Source organism: Nitrosomonas aestuarii, assembly GCF_003046585.1.
GTDB lineage: Bacteria > Pseudomonadota > Gammaproteobacteria > Burkholderiales > Nitrosomonadaceae > Nitrosomonas > Nitrosomonas aestuarii.
Genome location: NZ_QAAE01000012.1, coordinates 13,634 through 33,776, shown reverse-complemented (window position 1 = coordinate 33,776; position 20,143 = coordinate 13,634). Strand labels below are relative to the sequence as shown.

General features: G+C 45.1%; 17 protein-coding genes. 1 reads left to right on the top strand and 16 read right to left on the bottom strand.

The features are described from left to right. Positions 1 to 20: 20 nt before the first annotated feature. The 10 genes from C8R11_RS10930 to C8R11_RS10880 form a co-directional block, all read right to left on the bottom strand. Complete coding sequence (locus C8R11_RS10930; protein WP_107795725.1) at positions 21 to 1,655, bottom strand: class I adenylate-forming enzyme family protein; 1,635 nt, start codon at positions 1,653 to 1,655, stop codon at positions 21 to 23. Continuing rightward, a complete protein-coding gene (locus tag C8R11_RS10925) occupies positions 1,652 to 3,538 on the bottom strand; it encodes a CoA transferase (RefSeq protein ID WP_107795783.1) in 1,887 nt (628 codons plus the stop codon). The genes C8R11_RS10930 and C8R11_RS10925 overlap by 4 nt, the downstream gene beginning before the upstream one ends. 36 nt (positions 3,539 to 3,574) lie before the next feature. Beyond that, a complete protein-coding gene (locus tag C8R11_RS10920; RefSeq protein ID WP_090698154.1) occupies positions 3,575 to 3,847 on the bottom strand; it encodes a MoaD family protein in 273 nt (90 codons plus the stop codon). 123 nt (positions 3,848 to 3,970) lie between these two features. Next, on the bottom strand, positions 3,971 to 4,414 hold the full coding sequence (locus C8R11_RS10915; protein ID WP_090698152.1) for a M67 family metallopeptidase: 444 nt from the start codon (positions 4,412 to 4,414) through the stop codon (positions 3,971 to 3,973). A 115-nt stretch (positions 4,415 to 4,529) separates the two neighbouring features. Beyond that, positions 4,530 to 5,699, bottom strand: coding sequence for a molybdopterin-synthase adenylyltransferase MoeB (gene moeB, locus C8R11_RS10910; protein WP_107795724.1), 1,170 nt, complete (start codon positions 5,697 to 5,699; stop codon positions 4,530 to 4,532). A 1,145-nt stretch (positions 5,700 to 6,844) separates the two neighbouring features. Further along, positions 6,845 to 8,914 carry an ankyrin repeat domain-containing protein gene (locus tag C8R11_RS10900; protein WP_107795722.1) on the bottom strand — a complete coding sequence of 690 codons (2,070 nt, stop codon included), beginning with the start codon at positions 8,912 to 8,914 and terminating at the stop codon, positions 6,845 to 6,847. A gap of 217 nt (positions 8,915 to 9,131) precedes the next feature. Then, positions 9,132 to 9,617, bottom strand: coding sequence for an OmpA family protein (locus C8R11_RS10895; protein ID WP_107795721.1), 486 nt, complete (start codon positions 9,615 to 9,617; stop codon positions 9,132 to 9,134). A gap of 328 nt (positions 9,618 to 9,945) precedes the next feature. Next, complete coding sequence (locus C8R11_RS10890; protein ID WP_107795720.1) at positions 9,946 to 10,719, bottom strand: sulfite exporter TauE/SafE family protein; 774 nt, start codon at positions 10,717 to 10,719, stop codon at positions 9,946 to 9,948. 112 nt (positions 10,720 to 10,831) lie between these two features. Continuing rightward, positions 10,832 to 11,200 (bottom strand): glyoxalase superfamily protein, encoded by a 369-nt coding sequence (locus C8R11_RS10885; protein ID WP_107795719.1) that lies wholly within the window; start codon positions 11,198 to 11,200, stop codon positions 10,832 to 10,834. A gap of 159 nt (positions 11,201 to 11,359) precedes the next feature. Next, the gene (locus tag C8R11_RS10880; protein WP_244907637.1) at positions 11,360 to 12,001 is read right to left on the bottom strand and encodes a class I SAM-dependent methyltransferase; all 642 of its coding nucleotides are present in this window, start codon (positions 11,999 to 12,001) and stop codon (positions 11,360 to 11,362) included. A 311-nt stretch (positions 12,002 to 12,312) separates the two neighbouring features. Here C8R11_RS10880 and C8R11_RS10875 point away from each other — a divergent pair, with 311 nt between their 5' ends. After that, a complete protein-coding gene (locus tag C8R11_RS10875; protein ID WP_107795718.1) occupies positions 12,313 to 14,079 on the top strand; it encodes a hypothetical protein in 1,767 nt (588 codons plus the stop codon). A gap of 339 nt (positions 14,080 to 14,418) precedes the next feature. Here C8R11_RS10875 and C8R11_RS10870 read toward each other — a convergent pair whose 3' ends face one another. The 6 genes from C8R11_RS10870 to C8R11_RS10845 all read right to left on the bottom strand — a co-directional run bounded on the left by C8R11_RS10870 (position 14,419) and on the right by C8R11_RS10845 (position 20,140). Beyond that, a complete protein-coding gene (locus C8R11_RS10870; protein WP_219908585.1) occupies positions 14,419 to 14,871 on the bottom strand; it encodes a VOC family protein in 453 nt (150 codons plus the stop codon). A 131-nt stretch (positions 14,872 to 15,002) separates the two neighbouring features. Further along, positions 15,003 to 16,490 (bottom strand): Ni/Fe hydrogenase subunit alpha, encoded by a 1,488-nt coding sequence (locus C8R11_RS10865; RefSeq protein ID WP_107795717.1) that lies wholly within the window; start codon positions 16,488 to 16,490, stop codon positions 15,003 to 15,005. Between the two features lie 8 nt (positions 16,491 to 16,498). Next, positions 16,499 to 17,041, bottom strand: a complete 543-nt coding sequence (locus tag C8R11_RS10860) for an NADH-quinone oxidoreductase subunit B family protein (protein ID WP_107795716.1) — start codon at positions 17,039 to 17,041, stop codon at positions 16,499 to 16,501. Beyond that, complete coding sequence (locus C8R11_RS10855) at positions 17,034 to 17,789, bottom strand: 2Fe-2S iron-sulfur cluster-binding protein (protein ID WP_244907636.1); 756 nt, start codon at positions 17,787 to 17,789, stop codon at positions 17,034 to 17,036. Before C8R11_RS10855 ends, C8R11_RS10860 begins: the two co-directional genes overlap by 8 nt. Continuing rightward, the gene (locus C8R11_RS10850) at positions 17,789 to 19,555 is read right to left on the bottom strand and encodes an NAD(P)H-dependent oxidoreductase subunit E (RefSeq protein WP_107795715.1); all 1,767 of its coding nucleotides are present in this window, start codon (positions 19,553 to 19,555) and stop codon (positions 17,789 to 17,791) included. The genes C8R11_RS10855 and C8R11_RS10850 overlap by 1 nt, the downstream gene beginning before the upstream one ends. A gap of 57 nt (positions 19,556 to 19,612) precedes the next feature. Then, positions 19,613 to 20,140, bottom strand: a complete 528-nt coding sequence (locus C8R11_RS10845) for a DUF1614 domain-containing protein (RefSeq protein WP_244907635.1) — start codon at positions 20,138 to 20,140, stop codon at positions 19,613 to 19,615. Between the last annotated feature and the right edge of the window lie 3 nt (positions 20,141 to 20,143).

Sequence of the window (20,143 nt, the reverse complement as noted above, 5' to 3'; positions counted from 1 at the left end):
TAACCTCAATTAGATTTGACTTAATTAATCATTGAAAATACAGCTTCTGCTGACAGTTTTTTCTTGTCGACTTTCCCAGCAGGATTGAGTGGCAACTGGCGAAAATAGCGCAAATACTCTGGAAGCTTGTTGGTTTCCAGTCCTTTCTCAAGTAGATAGCTGGCAAATTGGGATAATGATGGACGCACGGCACTTTCCTGCAATACCACGCAAAGACATACTCGATGCCCCAGATCCGGATCAGCAACCGGTACACAAACAGCACTGACAACAGCCGGGTGGGATATCGCGATATTCTCTATCTGTGCAGGACTGATATTGACACCGCCGCGAATTATGATTTCTTTTTTCCGGCCCGACAGTACCAGGTAACCATCGCTGTCAATGTAACCCAGATCTCCTGTGTATACCCACCCTTCATCATCTCTATACAATGCATCAAGATCAGGAGAATTAACATATTGCATCGGACTTATTGGACCTCTAGCTGCAATTTCCCCAATTTCTCCCTGGGTTATTTCCTGTTTCTGATCGTCAACAATTTTGATGGCACAAACCCCAGGATTGGGTCGGCCAGCCTTATGTAATATTGCCTCCAGGTCATCATCAAGTGTAGTATGGCAATTCACACCATCGGCAGACCCATATAGACTGATAAAGCCGCATCGAAATGCATCAGTACAACGGCGGATTGAAATTTCATCAATTTTTGCACCGCCACTGATAATGGCAATCAAACTGGTTGTATCCGCTTTCAATAGTTCAGGATCCGCAGCAATTCTCTGAAACATCGTTGGCACACCGAAAATATAGTTCGGCTTCAACTTTGCAATCGCATCAATGGCCGCAGCGACATCGAACTGGCGTAATAAAATCACGGTTCCGCCAAGCCAGGATAAAATTCCAAATGTAGCGGTTGAACCAAAAGCAGTCCCCAAGGGCATCAGGTATAGACCTCGGAAAGTTTCATCCGACGGATGAATACGCTCCAAAAAACGCCCCCTTCCCCCTATAAGCGCGTTATGGGAATATGCTACCCACTTTGGATCTGATTCTGTTCCGGACGAAATAAGAAAGCGAACCGGAGAATCAGGACAAGTATCCGGAAATTGGTCAGATTCAAGAGGCTCAGACATAAAAAAATCATCCAATGCATACCAGTTATCTCTGGCTTTCCCATTTACAACGAGTATACGAAGTGATAACAAAGTCGGCCGAATTGATTCAATGAGCTCGCAGACATCCACTCCCGCATATTCCTGTTCTACAATAATCACGCGCGCATCACATTTTCTTAGAAGAGATTGAACATCAAGCAGCCCACGTCCGGGTGGGAAAGGCGCCACAATGGCACCCAACGATGATGCAGCCAGATCGATTGCGCAACTTCGCCAATTATTCTGAAGCTGGTAAGCAACTACATCTCCGGTAACAACACCACGCATTTTGAAGGCGGCAGCAAGCCGTTTTACCTTGTCCAGCAACTCGGCATAAGTAATTATTTCGTACAACGTAACCACTGCCGGTTTATCGGGAGTTTGCAAGGCACGCTCCAGAAAAAGCTCATAGACAGATTTATTTGGATAAATTCCATTCTGCATCCACTGACGACGAACCTCAGTGGGTACCAGATCAATAATTCCTGCATGATTCATTTAAAACTCCAGGGAGACATCACTTTGGTATAGGAATCCGAACTTAATTGTTGCTGAAGGCGAATCTGATTTTGCAATACCGTAAGATCTTCAACAACATGAGCCACAGGCACATTCGCTCGTTCAAGAATTAAGCGCCATTCTTCTGCTGTTCTAGAAAGCAGCAAACTCTCCAAATGCTGCTGAAAGCCAGCCACATCAGGCTCGCTCGTCATGCCCAGGGCATCAACCAAACGATATACTGCGTTGCGATCAGGACACTCAATTGCGATTTTTCCATGTTGAGTAGCAAAAACACCATTAATTACGCTTTCTGAATTTACGTGGGTGTTTAACACATCAAAATCAGGAAAATCATCTATACATAATAGCGTTGCTGCGCTCAGCAACGATGAGGTCACCTTGCCACCCACGTTGTCCAGATCTTTTTTAAGTAGCGCTGCGGTAGCGCCTTGAGCGGCAATAACTCCCCCCAACACATCAAGTACTGTAAAAAGAGAACCACCTCGAGTACCGCAGGCTTGAGAAATTTTTCTGGCAACCCCCGAGTAGGCTTGTGTCATAAAATCTGTTCCCGGTATTGAATTCAAGAATGGATCTGCGCTGCCATTTGTCGACCAACCCGCCGCATAGGCATAGATCAATGCAGGATTCAGATCAACGAAATCACTATAATCAAGCCCCAGTTGCGCCGCTTTATTTGGCGCCCAGTTATGCAGAAAAACATCTGCATACCGAACCAGTTCCTTGATTTCCGCCTTTCCCGCTGAAGACTTTATGTCAACCTCTCTGATCGTTTTGAGTCGATTGAGTGCATCAAACCGAACGGAACAACCATCGGCCATGGGAGGCATTCCGCGAAGCGGATCTCCCCCCGGCGGCTCGATCCGTATAACTTCAGCACCCAGAAGCGCAAGCAAATGACCAGCAAGCGGGCCTTGAATCCGGCGGCAGGATTCAATAACTGTTACACCACTTAACGGAAGTTTATTTTCAGCTTTTTTTATAGTATTTCTGCTATTGAAACTTGGTCTAAATTCAAATGCCCATGGCCCCTGCACCCACTCATGCATAAAATGCTCATCCTGCTGTCTTTCTTTTACAGAGCGTAACGGGCAGATGGACATTCCAGTGCGTGCACATATTTCTGATATATGTTGGTACGTATGATTTGTAAGCGCACTGGCCAATTCATCGGGAAGCGGAGATATCGCCTTAGCATAGCGCAACAAAAATGCATTCCATCCCTTTCCTGACACGGCCGAGCTAATACCAAACTGTGCCCAGAATCTTTGCCACGGCTCGACATCAAGCGTTTCAAGCTCAAAACAAAACCCATCCGACGACATGAAAGGAGGCGCCGCTGGATGAGAGATACTTTCGGGCAAAATAGTCTCTGGTGTTTCAGCTGCGGTTGCGCCAGCTATATACTGTGCCATGCTTAGTAATGCAGCGGATGCAACTGAAATATTGCTGCTTGTTACAGACAAGCCCCGCAATTGACCCAGTGCAGCAGCAAAACAGCCCTGAAGCGCAAGTGCTCCCGTCAAAGTTGATACATACTGCAATCCAAGCGGACGCGGTTCGCCACTTACTCTTCCATGTACCGACATGATTCCACAAGCTGCCTGAATAATGTTTTCGGTAATGGAAGTCGGTCTGGCAGCATCACTCCATTTTGCAATATCACAGCTAACCGACCGGGTACGTGTTGTTGTGAATTCAAATGACAACGCTACGCCCATCGCATCGTTATTGTTTGAAATGACGTTTAAACCTAATGCACTGGCCTGATAGCGTAGAGATGCGACAATTGGGGCAAAATCTGTTGCCACATGATCAAAGGAACCCGAAAGGGTGCAGCCGGTTAATGGTCGATTCATTTCCATTTTCTAGTAAAAGATAAAATTAAAATCAATTTATCCTCCGGCTACCGCAGGTAAAATGGTCAGAGAATCTCCGTCTTTCAGATTTGTCGTGAGACCGTCACTAAAGCGAATATCGTTATCATTCACATAAATGTTAATAAAACGATGCGGCTTGCCTTTTGCAATCAACTTTTCTTTTATCCCCGGATATTGCTGATCCATCTGATCAATGACCTCCAGAACGTTTATACCAACTGCTTCAATCTGTTTTTGATCGTTTGTTAAGGGTCTTAATATGGTTGGAATACTAACTTTGACAGACACTTTTCCTCCTTTTTATATTTATTTAAATCTTGCCCATTACGGGGCACGCTTGACAATTAAATTGATAATTTTCCCAGGTATAGCGAGCGTTACTCATTCACAGAGTATGCTGCAGTTCCAGGCTTAAGCCACTTTCAATTGTTCTAGATTAGGTTGATAGGTGTTTACAATTTTGATTCTCTCTTCAATAACTATGCCATCTACAATACGGAAGCTACGTATTTCTTCACCGTACAGACGATTTGATGAAATAATCACATAATGCGCTTTCGGTTCGGCTGCGTACTTAACATCGGTTTTGCTTGGATAAGCGGGCGTTTTAGTATGTGAATGGTAGATAACAACTGGTGCCTCGCCACGTGTTTCCATTTCTCTCCAGACTTTCAAGTGCTGAAGCGAATCAAATTGAAAGAAATCTTCAGATTGCGCGACATTTTGCATAGGAATCAAACGCTGCGGCAAATTGGAGCCAATCGGACCAGCTATTACTCCACAGGTTTCCACAGGATGATCTTTTTGTGCCTGAGCAAGCATGGCTTCGACAAGTTTAATGTGTAGTGTCAGCATAATATTAGTCTCCTAACAATCATTTATTAACAAATTGAAAAATAAAATCGTTTCAATCCCGATTTGTACATTTGTTTTTGCAGATTGAGCAAATTTGCTCGTTTAATTTGATGTATTAATAGCTCGGCAGAGATTGATCAACATCTTTGATCCAAGCCAAAATACCTCCATCCAAGCTCTTGGCGTTTGTAAATCCATGTTTCTGCATTTCAATCAACACATCTTTGGATCGTGCACCCATTTTGCAATGCACTACGATGAAGTCCTTTTTGTTCATTTTGGATAACACATCTTCTGACAGCATCTTATTTTTAGGTATGTGAGTAGCGCCTTCTATTCGCACAATATTCCATTCTTCGATACCGCGAACGTCAATTAACTGTATATCCTCACCTTTTTCCTGCATCTCTCTCAGTTCAAGTGCACTAATCACCGGAATGCTGTTCTGAAGTTTTGTGGTTTGTTTCCCTCCACAAAATTCCTGGTAATCAATCAACTGCGTTATGGGCGTGCGGACTGGCGCTCTTTTAATCGGAATGAATCGATAACTCATATCCAGTGCATCATAAACAGCCAAGCGACCTAATAATGTTTCGCCGATGCCGGTGATCAATTTAATGGCTTCTGTGGCCATCATTGATCCTATCGAAGCACACAAAATTCCGAGCACACCGCCTTCGGCACACGAGGGGGCCATTTCAGGTGGGGGAGGCTCCGGATATAAATCTCGGTAATTCAAACCAACATCACCGGGTGCATTTTCCCAGAAGACTGAGACCTGTCCTTCAAAACGATAGATTGATCCCCACACATAGGGCTTTTTCGACAGCACACAAACATCATTAACGAGATAACGCGTGGCAAAATTGTCTGTACCGTCCACTATCAGGTCATAGCCGGAGATAATGGCCTGAGCATTAGCCGCTTCGAGCCGTTCCTCATGCAAGACTACCTGGACATGGGGATTAATTTCCTTGATTGTGTCTCGAGCGCTTATAGACTTGCGTTTACCGATATTGGATTGTTTATGAATGACTTGCCTTTGCAGGTTGGACTCATCCACTACATCAAAGTCCACAATGCCGAGTGTGCCAACTCCCGCTGCAGCGAGATAAAGAAGCACCGGTGATCCCAGGCCTCCTGCGCCAATAACTAAGACTCTGCAATTTTTAAGGCGTTTTTGCCCTTCCAAACCGACTTCCGGGATCAGTAAGTGACGACTGTATCGCAGAACCTCATTGTTGCTTAATTCTGCATCAGGAGCGACTAAAGGTGGTATATGCATAATTTCTCCGATAATAAATTTAGTTCATCATCCAATTTTTATTTACAGCCTTGTAAATGCAATGTTCTGCAACAACGCTACAAAGTAATTTTTTTAACTAATCGCTGAACACAAGAAACCATAATCAGAATTTCTTGTAATTTGATGGTGCTGCCGACATTCTTTGAGAAGCAAAGAAGCGGTTAAAAATACAGCTAATTGCGATCTAACGTCGAACGGATTAAAAGTTCTTGTTGTGGCCTGCAAACCAACTGCCTTGGTTCCAGTAATATACAAACTGTTACTGACTATTTCGCTTTGAAGCAGGCCAAGATGCCAACCATTTGATCCACTGAGCACGGCGGACAAAGATGACTTGTTGACTGCCACTGCAGTTGACGTCAGTAAAACGACAGCTAGCATTAATTTGTTTGCACTACACATTCTTATTTTTAATCTAAAATTGCATTATCTGTGGTTGGTTTTCAGGATGCTGAATATTAGTTCCATAGTGGAAAACTGCTTCGTCCTGAGCAAAGCAAATTTTTATTGATTTACTTTGTTGGTGTGCAATTTAAAATAAAATTGAATGTTTTGGAATGCGACAAATTGCCGCGCGGCAATTTGTCGCAGGCAAATGCATCTAGCATGCGCTATCATTTAGGGAACTATGGAGCGTCTATGAAAACAACTACTTCGGAGCACATAATTGCTTGTTGAATCTTCTGGTAAGGACTTAAAATGATATAGCGTTGTTGTTCCTCACTGAGAGGATGACACGTTGCGTGTAAACATCTGCCGCCGCAGCGGGCACTGTGTATTTTCTTGCTGCTGTCACGACTGCAGATACTTTTTCTGCTTTTTATTTATTGACATAATGATTGAGCTGAACAATCGACTGAACTACTTCCGGCTGACATCGGCAGATTCCAGAATAGCAGGAAGCCATTGATTCTTATTTGAATACTGCTCAGAGTACCGCAGCAAACACCATCGGTTATGCTAATAACATTTGTTGCGTAAAAATAACTGGCTGTAATTTGAGGGGATTTGTACGAAGATATGAACGTGATTGATATCTATTACTACGCTGCTGATAAACAGGATGGATTGTGCGAATAAAATGAGGAACAGCCCAGTCCCAGGATTTCTAACCGACCAGGAAGCTAATGTTTTGTTTGTAAAAGTGAGAAAATGGCATTATTGCCTTTTTCTTTTGCCATTGAAAAAGCGCTCTGACCGAGCACGTTTCTGACATGTGAATTGGCACCTTTCCTTAATAATGCTTCTATAAGATCTGGCCGGTTTTTCTGGACAGCGAACATAAGCGCATTCCAACCGTTTTTATCTCTTATGTGAATGTCTATTCCCTGATTGAGTAAATCAAAGGCAATATCATATTGTTCAAAGACAATTGCATTCATCAATGCCGTCCGTCCGATGCGATTTTGCATGTTGATATTGGCATGTCTACTCAAAATCAGTTTTACTGTATTCGAATGCCCATAAGTTGCCGCTTTAATCAACGCGGTATCTCCCAAAGCGGCGTCCTGTGCGTCGACGGGCATATTAGCGTCTAAAAATAGCGCAACGAGATCCGCATTGCCGTGCTCAGCATGCGAAAGAAAAATCATTAAATCAAATTCAATTCCTTTCGAATTGAGCTTATAACGTGCATTTGCACGATTTCTCGCTGCCAGCTCCTGTTGATCAACCATACGGTGTTGACTGGTTTTCATTGTACGCGCCTGCACATCAGCCAATAGCGTATCAATTGTATTATTGTCCGGGTCGATCTGCTTTACTTTAAGCAGGTTCGATTGTGCGTTTTTCCATTGTGATTGCGAAGATGCTCGTTTCGCCTGTTGTAAGAATTTTTGTTTAATACGCTCAATTCCCTGGATTGCCTCGACATTTTCTGGCTGAATACCCAATATATGCTGATAAGCTGCAATTGCATTATTGTCTTGGGGCAGCGTTAACCGATTCCTTTGCTCCAGCATTCTGGCTTGAGCAAGCAGCTCCTGAATTTCGTCAATAGAATTGTAGGATTGAGATTCAGCGGATTGCTGCTGAAAAGCTCCGTGATCGTCAGAATCTACAGCATCGGTCGCTATGCGTGCACTTGCTATTTCAAGGTCGGTTTCATGCTTATTCTGCGCAAGGTACTTATCCTGAGAAACTTCGGCAGCATGAAACCCGACATCGGCTCGTTCCAGCATCACGGTTTTTCCAGAATCGTCAACAGGCTGCGATGCTGAATACCATTGAACTGCAATAACCGTGGCGGCAATTATAATGACAGAAGCAGTTCCTAAGTATTTAAATAAATACCGGCCCCTGGTGTTTGTTGTAAAGCCATTATCCTTGTGTTTGGGTGCCGGAACTGATGCCGGGTCAGGTATGCCAGATTTTTCAGTATCTTTTTGTAATGGAAAAAACTCGTTGTCATCATCCAGCAAGCATGATTCACCGGCATCATAAATTATCTTATCTGTCACAATCGAAAGGCGTTTCTTATCCCCCTTAAATAAGCTCATTCCGCAAATGGAATTGATATATCGAGGAATGCCGTTTGAAAGCGTAGCAATCGCGCCGATAGCATCTTCGGTAAACAGAGGGGCACCCGTATAGTGCGCAATATGCATGCGATGGTTGATATAATTTCTCACTTCTACCGTGTTAAAAGAATCGAGGCGGCAGATTTCTATCAACAGATGCTTATCCACACCATGCTGTACGGTATTCAGCAACTGTTCCAGCCGCGGGCGTCCAACCAGAATAAATAAGGTTGGATCCTCGTTTGCATTCCGACCGGCAATGATAGTTAACAGTTTAGTCAACGCATCTTCATTGATGGTATCGGCTGCATCCAATAAATAAACGGATTTGCAGTGGCCATTTTCAGTGGGCAAGCTATCTTCGAGAACGGCCTCAATGACGCCGGAGAAATCATATTCCGATGTTTCAGACCATTCATCACCAGTTATAAAAGCAGACAAATCTTTAAAATAAATATGCTCCTTGTCCTGCAGGAATGCTTCTACCAAGCTGACAATGAGTGTCGACTTGCCTACGCCGGCGGGCCCGAGCAAACTGACCACACCTGTTGATTTTTCGATGCATGCAGTCAACTGATTAAAAACCAGCTGATGACTGTCAGACAGATAGACAGTGCTTTGCTGGACTAATTGGCTAAATGGGTTTTTATGCAACCCGAAGCGCTGGCTATACATATCAAGTAAATTAGTACACTTTTAAATGTCATTTCAAATATTTGTCAGACCGTTTTTTTCATAGCACGTTATGCTAAGGAGGCTGCGCAGCTGTCGATCAGTTTTCATTTCAAAAAATACAAAATAAAATCAATTTGAAGTTTAACAAAATGGTTGAAAGTCATGCAGTTGATTTGTTAGCACCCTTTTAAGTGAGCACTTTCTTTCAAGCCGATTTTCAGTTGTCATCTACAACAGTAATTTCCACTCTTCGATTCTGAGCGCGTCCGTCAAGGGTCGTATTGGACGCAATCGGGTATTTTTCTCCATAACCGCGCCGCGTGATTCTCTGATTACTCACGCCGTTCATCATCAAAGCTTCTGCCACGGCATCAGCGCGATTAAGGGATAGTTTCTCATTATAAGCACTGTTACCTATTGAATCCGTATGTCCTTCAACAAGAATACGCCTGCTTAAAGCTTTGGGATCAGCCAGTATGGTGCCGATATTTGATAGTTTTTCTTGTGCAAGATCGGTTAATTGACTGCTGTCAAATTCGAAATAAACTTCGGGCAAAAACACAACCACACCCTGATCACTCTGACCCGTTTTGAAACCCATATTATTGAGGAGATCAAGCAGCTGCCTGTTGCTATATTGACTTGCGCAACCGCTGATCAGCAACACCAGAAAAATGATTATGTATGTTGTTTTCTTGATCATTTTTTATATTTGCAAACAAAATTTCAGATCCTGAGTTGTAATATTTTTTGACATTTTTCACGCTTCAAAGTACTCAATCGCTCATATGTCATCACAGGTATTGACACCGGTTAATATACCTTAGCAGTATCATAAAAATTAATGCATCTGACAAGTTTATTTTGCAGAAAGACTTGGCCTGATTCCAGTGTCAAAAGGAACATAATGCCACATCGGCCCGACCCACGAAGTAGAATCACTTTTGTTTAACAGTGAGCAAACAAAAACATAAAAAAGGCGGCGCGTAGTTGGCTTCACTGCATGTAATTGTCCGGTGCCGTAAGCTTCTTCATATTTCACTGAAAAAAAATGCCGCCGACATTAAGCAACCAATAAGAACGATGATGCCCCGCAAAACATGTTGAGGGATACGGTATGCGAATGCCGCACCAGCGTACCCACCGAGAACTGCCATAACGCCGAGCAGAAAAAGATGCTCCTCGGAAATAGTACCACCAGCAGCGTAAACGGCCACGGCGACCGCGGTTATTAATGCTGATATGAGATTTTTTACTCCGTTCATGCCAAGCAGGTTAGTCTGACCCGTCAACCCTAAAGCGGCGAGCAATATGATTCCTAACCCGCCATTGAAATAGCCGCCGTACACACAAACAGTAAATAAGGCTAAACAAGTGGTGAAGACTCGCAAGCTGGAAGTTTCGCGGTCACATTCGAATTTTTCCATTGAAGTTTTTTTCTTTTGTAGCAGCCGTGGCCCAACGATAAACGCAGCAGTAGCAAGCATAATAAGCCACGGAATGAGTACTGAAAACAACTGCTCACTTGTCATCAGTAAAATAGCAGCGCCGAGGCAACCGCCCGAGACCGATATCAGCATGATGACTGGAAAATTCAAACTTGCAGGAAATTCAATATCGTGTCTAAATCGCCATGCGCTTACAATGTAGCCAGGAAGAAGTGCCGCGGCACCTGTCGCATTGGCTGATACGGGCGACACCCCGACAAAAATCAGAGCCGGCAGTGTAATGAAGCTGCCACCACCGGCTACAGCATTCAACATTCCGCCAAGGAAACCAGCGATACCGATTATCATCCATTCCATTCTAAAAAATTCCTTTTAGCAGGCGCGATCCCTGGCCATTACAAATCGCAAACACTGCACTCGGCGGCCATCAAAACGCATACCGGTTCAGCGCTCCGGCCTCAGCGTCTTGTTATGTACCCATTACATCTGTAAATATCAAACGATTACCGAAAGGATCAATAGCTGACATATCACGGGTACCCCAAGGCATATCCTGAATGCCCTGTCTTGAATATTTATATTCCTTTCCTGACAATTCTTTTTGAAAAGAATCCAAGCTATCCGTTTCAATTCTCAAGGCTGCACCAGGACTGCAATCCCCGTGATGCTCCGAAAGATGAATAATACAATTGTCCTTTGAAACTTGCATATACACAGGCAAACCTACTTCGAACCGATGCTTCCAGTCAATCTTGAAACCCAAAAAATCAACATAAAACTCAAGGGCTTTGACTTCATCAAAAATTCGTAAGATCGGTGTTGTATCTTTTAGCGTCATGTTCTATTTTCCCCACACCTTCCTGACACAGAATGCGCAAGCTCAGTACGCGCAACAACCCGCCGACTGCAACACCCTGTAACATGATTATTATCCCACTGTTGTCTGGTGCTTCTCCATTTGGTCTGGATGCTTTTATGGTAGCTGGTACCCGACGACTCAGCCAAGTGGCGCCGAAGCTCCCTGCCCGGGCGATTTTACGGGCTTTTGAACAATAACGTAAAGATGTGACTCCGGATATTGATCGTACTCCAGATGCCTGAGCAAGCAACCTGAATCGGCTATCACCTTAAGAAATCCGGAAACACCTAAAGAAGAATAATAGACTTCTGGCCCCATAGCGTTGTCCTTGTGTTCGGCCGCCTCATCGACACCACCACACGAAAAAATACATACACCACCATGATCGAGGCTAGACAGCAATTTTTTTGTCACGTTTTCCTGCTGATTAAGCGGCACATGCCAAATGCTATCCCAGGCCGTAATAAAGTCATATTTCTTTGGCAATTGCCATTCACATATGTCTTCATGATAAAACTGAACTCCGGGATGCTTTCTTCGCGCCAACTTGACCATCTCAACTGAAAAATCAATGCCTTCCGGCTGGAATCCGTGCTTAAGTAATAAATCGATGAACCGGCCGGTACACCCGCACCCGACATCAAGCGCATATTCTTTCTTTTTCGCAAAAGCAATAGCGCGCTCATGTTGGTCTATTCCATTATTCCTGTCGAATTCATCATTCTCCCACAGGCTGGTGATCTGGTCGTAAGCTTTGGCAATTTCTACAGGTTTCATCATTCAACAAGCATAACATCTTGCACCAGCAACCAACATGAGGCGCAACGGTTTGTTGATCCGGCTGCATACGCTTATTACGCTTAACCCTGCATATACTATATTGTTACACTGTTTACCACCAACTTTATCATTCGGGATGATTGAGTGTTTTATAAAATATTGTATTAAAATGGTTCCAAGCTTGATTCGTTTATTTTGTTCAATCGGTTATTTGAGAAATCAAAAGCACATTGAGGGTTGAACCCGGCTAAAGTATTTTTCTTTAACTAGGCGGTGTAAACAAAAATATTCAATAATCATGGAGGCAGCTCATGTCCAGTCCAGTAAAATATAAAGTCGGGCTTTATAGCCAAAACGCATGGAACGAACCAAACAAAAAGACAAAAACCGGGCTTTGTCTCTCCGGGGGTGGCTCCCGGGCCTTATCGGCTGGACTGGGTCAATTGATTGGTTTGAAAAGCCTCAGCAATAACAATGGCGGAACGGTACTGGACTCGATCAATTATATTTCGTCGGTATCCGGGGGCACGTGGTTAACATCCATTTTCAGTTTTTCTATCAATCAGAACTTTGACGATCTGCTTGGCGTGTACGCACCGCCCGATACGCTGACAGAATCAAACATTGGCGATCTGCCAGCAGGGTCTATCGGTCATGCGCCCGGCAATCTTTCGTATACCGGTATGCTTGATGCATTACATCACAATATCGGCTTAGAGAACATTTATAACCATCCCGAAGTGCGTAAATGGGCATGGCCGGTGATCGTCGGTGAATTGATACTAAAACCTTACGGTCTCTATAACGGGACTATGGAAGGCAGTAAACAAAATATCACGCCCATGCCAAAGCGTTTCTTCAGCCTTGATCAAACCTATATGGAAAACAACATCAAGACGCTGACCGGTGATGGTGTTGCCATTGGTTCACTGACGGGAGACGATTTTTATTTCCACCAGAGTGGCCGTCCGTTTCCCATAATGAACACCAACATCAAGTTCAATTATCAACAGGATAATTCCGCTTTGCTCCCGGTTCAGGGCACACCTGTGGCTGTGGGGGCTACCGGCGAGATCACCGAGTCCGGCGTCAGTCTTACTGCCGATGGCGGTGTCGAGTCCTTTGCATTTACATCAGACTGGCGGTCGCAAACCGGTGATGGCGCTGTCGTCGATATTAGCCGCCGTTATTCACTCATCGACCTGGTGGCATGCTCTTCGGCATTTTTTGCAAATGCTGTCGGTAAGAAAATCGCTGCTTCCGCTGCGGCATTTGCAGCAGGAACCCATCATCAAACAGCGGCAGAAAAAAAAGATTCCATCAAACAGGCTGAAACGGCAATTCTAAAAAATCTCGCGAGCTTTGTTCCTCAGTACAATTACTGGCCGGCAGGGCCATCTTCGCCCAACAATCAGAATACCGGGTTTTCCGATGGCGGCAGTCTGGATAATACCGGTTTACAGGGCATGCTCGCCCGATCCGACGCCACCCGTATTATCGCCTGTTACAATGCAGAAATACCGCTCGGCGGTCGTGAAGATATTGCAGTATCCGGTTACGGTAAGAAAGTCGCAGCCATCTCGACCGATATTCCAATACTGTTTGGATACCAGCCAAAACCGGTCAATGGGACATATGTCCTGTTCAGCGACAAGACACCGGCCGATCTGAAATTTCTTGAAGCGGCGCAAGTGTTTGAATCATCAGCATTCGGACCGCTGGTCAGCCAGTTATTTGCCGCCAGCAACGGACAACAATCACCGGCTGTGACATTTACTTGCTCACTCAAAGTATGCGACAATCCGTATGCCGGAATCTGCAAGCGAGGCACTGTCGATGTACTGTGGATTTACAATAATTATGCAGATACGTGGGTAAAAAAGATAAACAGCTGGATGCTGGCTGACAATATCCGTTATGGCCGATATGATCCCTTATCTGATTTTTATAACTTCCCAAACTACGATACCGCGCTCCAGATCGACCTCAATTCGACCCAGGTCAATGCCCTTGCGCAGTATCAGGCATGGATAATCAATCAGCTGAGTGAACAGATAAAGCAATTATTTGGACTGTAGTGGTTGTGATAATGCCGAAGTCATTGTTGAACAGTAATCTAAAATTCAGTATAGCCAATAACAACGGGCACACAAGCGTTCTAACAAAACACCATAATTCCTGAGTTTTAACGCCAAAACCGATTATTTGTTGCCTAAAGTTTATGGACGAGTGCTTTTATAACGCTTTAGCACGGGCTAAGTCTTCGATCAGGGCCATAGATGCAATCTTGTTAGCCTAGCGCGCCCGACTCACCGGAAAATTAGGAGCGTAACGAGTAATTATTCCGTATGCAGCGCTTTGTTAACTTTTAGTATGCGCCCCGCGAATAAGTAAGTTCATAACTGTGAGAGTAGACCTCAAATATGAGACCGAATGGATCTTCGACGTAACACATTTTGTAGGGTTTCTCTCCAGGGTAATATTCGCGGATAGGCATGCGCTGTTTTCCTCCATGATCTATGATCTATGATCTTTTTAACTAAACCTTCAATATCAGGATCCTGTACGCAAAAATGGAATGTGCTTGTTTTCCAGTATTCGAAATCCGCTGGTTTTTCGTTGTTTATAAACTCGAACACTTCTATCCCAATTTTGTCACCTGTTGACATATGAGCAATTTTGAAAGACCCCCAACCACTACCAAATACATCAATACACATTTGTCCTATCGGTGTTTCCGACTCCTCGGTGATTACGGTTGGTTTCATGATTAGATACCAGCCCATGACCTTGCTATAAAAATCAACAGCCTTTTCAACATCAGAAACAGAAATTCCAATATGTGAGAATGTTCTTGGATAGTTATTCATGGCATTTTTCCTGTGTTTTTGTCATTCGTAGCGCTCAATGTTAGGTTACGCAATATATACGATATTTTGTCCAATAATCATTCTCCAATACCGCATAATCAAAACCATTTTTAGGCTTTAGCCCAACATAGTCACGTTTTAAATTGACCATCACTGTGTTTGACCAACCGATGAATCAACGCACCTTCCGCATCAATTAATTCCACCTGTAACGGCATTTTACCCAATGCATGCGTGGCGCACGACAGGCATGGATCATACGCGCGCACGGCGACTTCCAGATGGTTCAGCAGTCCTTCGGTGATTTCTTTTCCATCCAGGTACTGGTTGGCTACAAGCCGCACGGATTCGTTCATTGCCTGATTATTGCTGGTGGTCGAAACGATTAAATTCGCTTTGGTGACGATGCCTTCGTTGTTGACCTGGTAATGATGAAACAACGTGCCTCTGGGTGCTTCTATAACGCCAATGCCTTCATTGCGCCGGTCGCCTTTTTCGACAACCAGATCGGTGCCGGTAATATCCGGGTCATGCAATAAATGCTGAATTGATTCGGCGCAATGCAAGGCTTCAATCATGCGCGCCCAGTGATAGGCCAACGTGTTGTGCACCAGACCACCTCCGCCGAATGCCATGAAACGTCTGCGCGCTGCTTCTGCCAGCGACGTGGATATCACATCGCAATTGTTAATACGCGCCAGCGGCCCGACCCGATACCAGCCCTGCTTGATCCCCAGTTGCTGCAGGTACGGGAATTTCATGTAACTCCAGGCGCGCACTTCCTCACGCAAAATCTGTTGGTAGTCAACATAATCGCATTGATCGAAAATCATCACACCATCCGGGTAGCGCGCGCGTAGTCCACCATGATAAAACTCGAGTTCGCCCTTTCCGCCCGTCAAACTGAGATAATTGGAAGGCAGTGTGGCAAAATCCGCATGTTCGGAATGCGCGGTATGTATCCGCTCATTCAATTGAACAGCCTGTTCGCTCCATTGAAGAATATCAGCAATGTCGGCAAGTAAAGCATCGCGCCAGCTTGTCGTGAGCGGTTTATTCATGCCGCCGGGTATCGTACCCGTTCCATGGACACGTTTACCTGTGATGGCTTCAATAACCTGTTGACCGTACTTACGCAGCTTGATGCCCTGCATTGCAATATCGGGATGTTTTTCCAGCACCCCTGCGATATTGCGCTGCATGGGGTCACTGCCAAAGCCAAACAGGAAGTCCGGCGAAGTCAGATGAAAAAAATGCAGTGCATGCGATTGCAGCATTTGTCCGAAATGCAGCAATCGGCGTAATTGTGTTGCCGTTGGTGTCAGTTGATCAACACCGGCCAGTTGATCGACTGCCTTGGCGGCAGCCAGTTGATGACTGACCGGGCAAATGCCGCACAAACGCTGCACAAAAAACGGCACATCCCAATATGGCCGTCCCTGAATAAATTTCTCAAAACCGCGGAATTCGACAATATGTAAACGCGCTTCGTGAATATGATTGTCGCTATCGAGTAGCAACGTGATTTTGCCATGCCCCTCAATACGCGAAATGGGATCGATTGCGATGCGGCGCAAATTTGTTTTCGAAGATGCCCCAGGAGATTGACCGGCTTTCATAAACGTTATTAATCGTAGTGTAACTGGTTATTCGCTATGTGCGGCGCTTTGCCGTCGAGCAAAGGCATTAACATTTGCAAGAACGCGTCAGCCGGCGGTGGACAGCCGGGCAGAAAATAATCGATGCGCACCACTTCCTGGACTGGATAGACTTTATCCAGCAACAAGGGCAATTCAGCGTCATCAGGAATTTGAGGATTTGTAACTCCTGTCCCGTGCAGATATACTTCTTCCAGACATTCGCGCAAATCAAAATAGTTACGCATTGCCGGTACACCGCCGTTAATAGCGCACGCACCGACAGCAATCAATACTTTGCAGTTCGCCCGGAACTCACGCAGAACGCGGACATTGTCTGCATTGCAGACACCCCCTTCAATCAAACCGATATCGCTTGGCCCGCAGTGTTTGATGTCCGTCAGAGGTGATCGATTAAATTCAATCCGCTCATTTAATTGCACCAGTTTCTCATCAATATCAAGAAAAGACATATGACAGCCAAAACATCCAGCCAGTGAAGCCGTGGCAATTCTGATTTTTTGGTCAGTCATGGTCGCGTTCCTTATGCTCAGGAACATGCTCACCCAAAGCAATCTCATTGATTGGCTGCTGATCATAGATACGTTGCCCGATGGGTGAAACATAACCCCGTTCTTTATGCATAATGGCGCCTACAGGACAAATATTCGCCGCCAGATCATTGCGGTCAAGATTACTGTCACCCAGTTTTCCACTGTCGGTATTGACAATCAAATGCGCATCGGCGCCGCGTCCGGCGATGGCAAAAACATTTTTACCGTCCACATCACGGCTGGCACGCACGCATAAATCACAGAGGATGCAGCGGCTGCGATCCAGGAAAATAGCCGGATGCGATGCATCCAGTGCCCGCCGCGGATTGAAATGATGAAAATGCTCTTCGTGCATACCCAGGTAATAACCCATCGCCTGCAGTTTGCAATTACCCGATTTTTCACAGGCCGGGCAAATGTGGTTACCCTCGACAAATAGCATTTGCGTAATCATCTTGCGTACAACGTTCAGTTCCGGGGTGTTACTGTGTATTCGTTGTCCGGCTTGCGCCTGCGTTATACAGGCGGCCACACTTTTACCGTTCGTTTCAACCACGCACAATCGACAGTTGCCTGAAGGTGGCAATCCCGGATAATGACACAGGTACGGAATATAAATTTTTGCAGCCAAGGCCGCATCCATAATCGTCTGCCCCTGCTCAAAATGAACGTCTTTACCGTCAATCGTTAATGTATTCTGATTGATCGCCATAGCATGATACCCCATTACTCCAGGTGCGCATCCGCGTCATCGCGCCTAGTGATTTGCCGCGCATCCTCCAACGCCGCATCCAGATTGATCGATGGTGTAAAAGATGTTTGCACTAATTTTTCATCAAAAGCTTCAGAAAAATCCTGCAGGCTGTCCAGAATATGATTGGCTGCTGTATGGCCCAACCCACAGTGTGAATAGCGTCTCACGAACGCGCTCAATTGTTTGATTTCCTGAATGTCCTGCCGTGTTGCACGGCCATCGGCTATTTTCTGGAAGCTGCTCTCCAGCAGCCTTGTACCAACCCGGCAAGGCGTACAGAAACCGCAACTCTCATGCGCGAAAAAACGGGCGAAATTCTGATTGACCGACAGCAGATCCCGGTGCGCGCCAAATATCAGAAAGGAACCACCGGTCAATAAATCTTCAAAACTGATTTGCCGGGAGAAATCTTTTTTTGCCACCAGTGTTCCGGCCGGACCACCAATCTGCACAGCCTGCGCGTTTTTTGCACCACAATCGCTCAACACCTGTTGTACGCTGATACCGTAAGTATACTCATAAATGCCCGGCGTACGGCAGTCACCACTGACGCTCAAAATTTTACTGCCAGTAGACTGTTCCGTGCCCATTGCTTTAAACCAGTCACTGCCATGATATGCAACATAGGCTGCAGCAATCAATGTTTCGACATTATTCACCGCCGTGGGTTGCCCCAGATAACCATGCGTTACCGGGAAAGGTGGTCGAATACGTGGAATACCGGGTCTGCCTTCCATTGATTCGATCAATGCAGATTCTTCACCACAAATATATGCACCAGCGCCCACCACAATTTCTATATCAAAACTGAATTCGGCTTTTCCCAGTATCGATGGCCCTAAAAGGCTTTGTTCGTATCGCCGTTTCAGGATATTCTGTAAGTGGTTCAGCAGATACCGGTATTCACCGCGCAAATAAACAAAGCCTTTCCTGGCGCCAATCACATATGCACATAGGGCCATGCCTTCAAATAAAGCATCGGCATAGCTTTGTAGTAAAACGCGATCCTTGAATGTACCGGGTTCGCCTTCATCTGCATTGCAAACAACATAATGCGCCTTACCCTCAGCTTCCCGGCAAAGCTGCCATTTTCTCCCTGTATCAAAACCCGCGCCACCACGTCCACGCAAGCCGGAATGTAAAATAATATCAAGTAGTCGTTGCGCATCACCGGCCAAAGCTTTTTTCAGACTACTGCCAGGCTGGATATGTTCATTCAATAGCACATCTTGTTTATGAATGTTATTTTCAACTCGAAACCATTCCATTGGCCAGCAAGAAAGCGGTTGATTCTCAGAAATTAAATGCGTTATGTGTGCTAATTTTTCTGCATTGAGTCCAACGAGCGGCACTCCATTAATGAGCATGGCGGCGCCATGATCGCACATGCCGATACAGGAAGTTTCACCTACACTCACGCGGCCATCCGGACGTGTTATTTCTGGTTTTACGTTCAATAACCGACAAATTATCTCTAACAGATTGTGCTGATCTGTCTGATACCCGCAACTCGTACAATTACTCAATAACATATGGTAGCGACCTACAGGCTTCTGATAGAAAAATGCGTAAAAGTCGACTACTGAAGCAACCTGACTGACAGGCAACTCAAACTCCTCAGCGACTTGCGCCATTGATTCGGTTGAGATGTGAAGATATGTCTGCTGCAGTACATATAACTTGTGCAGCAGATGTCCGGCGCTAAATTCGACACAATTTTGCGGATATTGACTAAGCATAAGATTCAGTATAGCGACATTCTGTTTATAATTACATAAGTGATAGTTATATATCTCTCAGGTTAACAATGCCGCCACAATACCAGTAATAAAAATACCGTCAAAAGTGCCTGCTCCGCCAATGGAAGCATGCGGCGCACCCAACCGGGGGATTGATTTTAAATTCAGCAAATCAGCACCGATCAATACGCCAAGCGTACCGCTGATATAAGCTAAAGGCGCACTTTGCTCCGGACTCAAATACAATCCTACTAAGGCCGCACTGATGGGTGCAATTAAAATGGGCATGCCAATGCCGAGTCCAGGGATAGGCCGGCTGAAGTAATAGCTGATCGCAACAATAATCGCAACCCCCAGCAGCGTGACGGGCATGTTTAAGCCACTGGTCATAAAAAGATAAGCAGATAATGCAATAGGTATCAGACAACCACCCAGATTAACCGAAACCAGCGTTTCATTATGAAATGGCTGCATGGGTATCCTGATGATGCCTCTGTATTCCTGTCGTAATAACTGCGACACAGAGATATCCGCTTTGATACGGAAGAGGGGTAGATTAATGGCACTGCCAAATAGCGATGACATCAA

What these genes read in the sequence shown, in the direction of transcription:
- C8R11_RS10930 (WP_107795725.1), bottom strand. Translation starts at nt 1,655, where the DNA reads ATGAATCATGCAGGAATTATTGATCTGGTACCCACTGAGGTTCGTCGT.
- C8R11_RS10925 (WP_107795783.1), bottom strand. Translation starts at nt 3,538, where the DNA reads ATGAATCGACCATTAACCGGCTGCACCCTTTCGGGTTCCTTTGATCAT.
- C8R11_RS10915 (WP_090698152.1), bottom strand. Translation starts at nt 4,414, where the DNA reads ATGCTGACACTACACATTAAACTTGTCGAAGCCATGCTTGCTCAGGCA.
- moeB (WP_107795724.1), bottom strand. Translation starts at nt 5,699, where the DNA reads ATGCATATACCACCTTTAGTCGCTCCTGATGCAGAATTAAGCAACAAT.
- C8R11_RS10900 (WP_107795722.1), bottom strand. Translation starts at nt 8,914, where the DNA reads ATGTATAGCCAGCGCTTCGGGTTGCATAAAAACCCATTTAGCCAATTA.
- C8R11_RS10895 (WP_107795721.1), bottom strand. Translation starts at nt 9,617, where the DNA reads ATGATCAAGAAAACAACATACATAATCATTTTTCTGGTGTTGCTGATC.
- C8R11_RS10890 (WP_107795720.1), bottom strand. Translation starts at nt 10,719, where the DNA reads ATGGAATGGATGATAATCGGTATCGCTGGTTTCCTTGGCGGAATGTTG.
- C8R11_RS10885 (WP_107795719.1), bottom strand. Translation starts at nt 11,200, where the DNA reads ATGACGCTAAAAGATACAACACCGATCTTACGAATTTTTGATGAAGTC.
- C8R11_RS10880 (WP_244907637.1), bottom strand. Translation starts at nt 12,001, where the DNA reads ATGATGAAACCTGTAGAAATTGCCAAAGCTTACGACCAGATCACCAGC.
- C8R11_RS10875 (WP_107795718.1), top strand. Translation starts at nt 12,313, where the DNA reads ATGTCCAGTCCAGTAAAATATAAAGTCGGGCTTTATAGCCAAAACGCA.
- C8R11_RS10870 (WP_219908585.1), bottom strand. Translation starts at nt 14,871, where the DNA reads ATGAATAACTATCCAAGAACATTCTCACATATTGGAATTTCTGTTTCT.
- C8R11_RS10865 (WP_107795717.1), bottom strand. Translation starts at nt 16,490, where the DNA reads ATGAAAGCCGGTCAATCTCCTGGGGCATCTTCGAAAACAAATTTGCGC.
- C8R11_RS10860 (WP_107795716.1), bottom strand. Translation starts at nt 17,041, where the DNA reads ATGACTGACCAAAAAATCAGAATTGCCACGGCTTCACTGGCTGGATGT.
- C8R11_RS10855 (WP_244907636.1), bottom strand. Translation starts at nt 17,789, where the DNA reads ATGGGGTATCATGCTATGGCGATCAATCAGAATACATTAACGATTGAC.
- C8R11_RS10850 (WP_107795715.1), bottom strand. Translation starts at nt 19,555, where the DNA reads ATGCTTAGTCAATATCCGCAAAATTGTGTCGAATTTAGCGCCGGACAT.
- C8R11_RS10845 (WP_244907635.1), bottom strand. Translation starts at nt 20,140, where the DNA reads ATGTCATCGCTATTTGGCAGTGCCATTAATCTACCCCTCTTCCGTATC.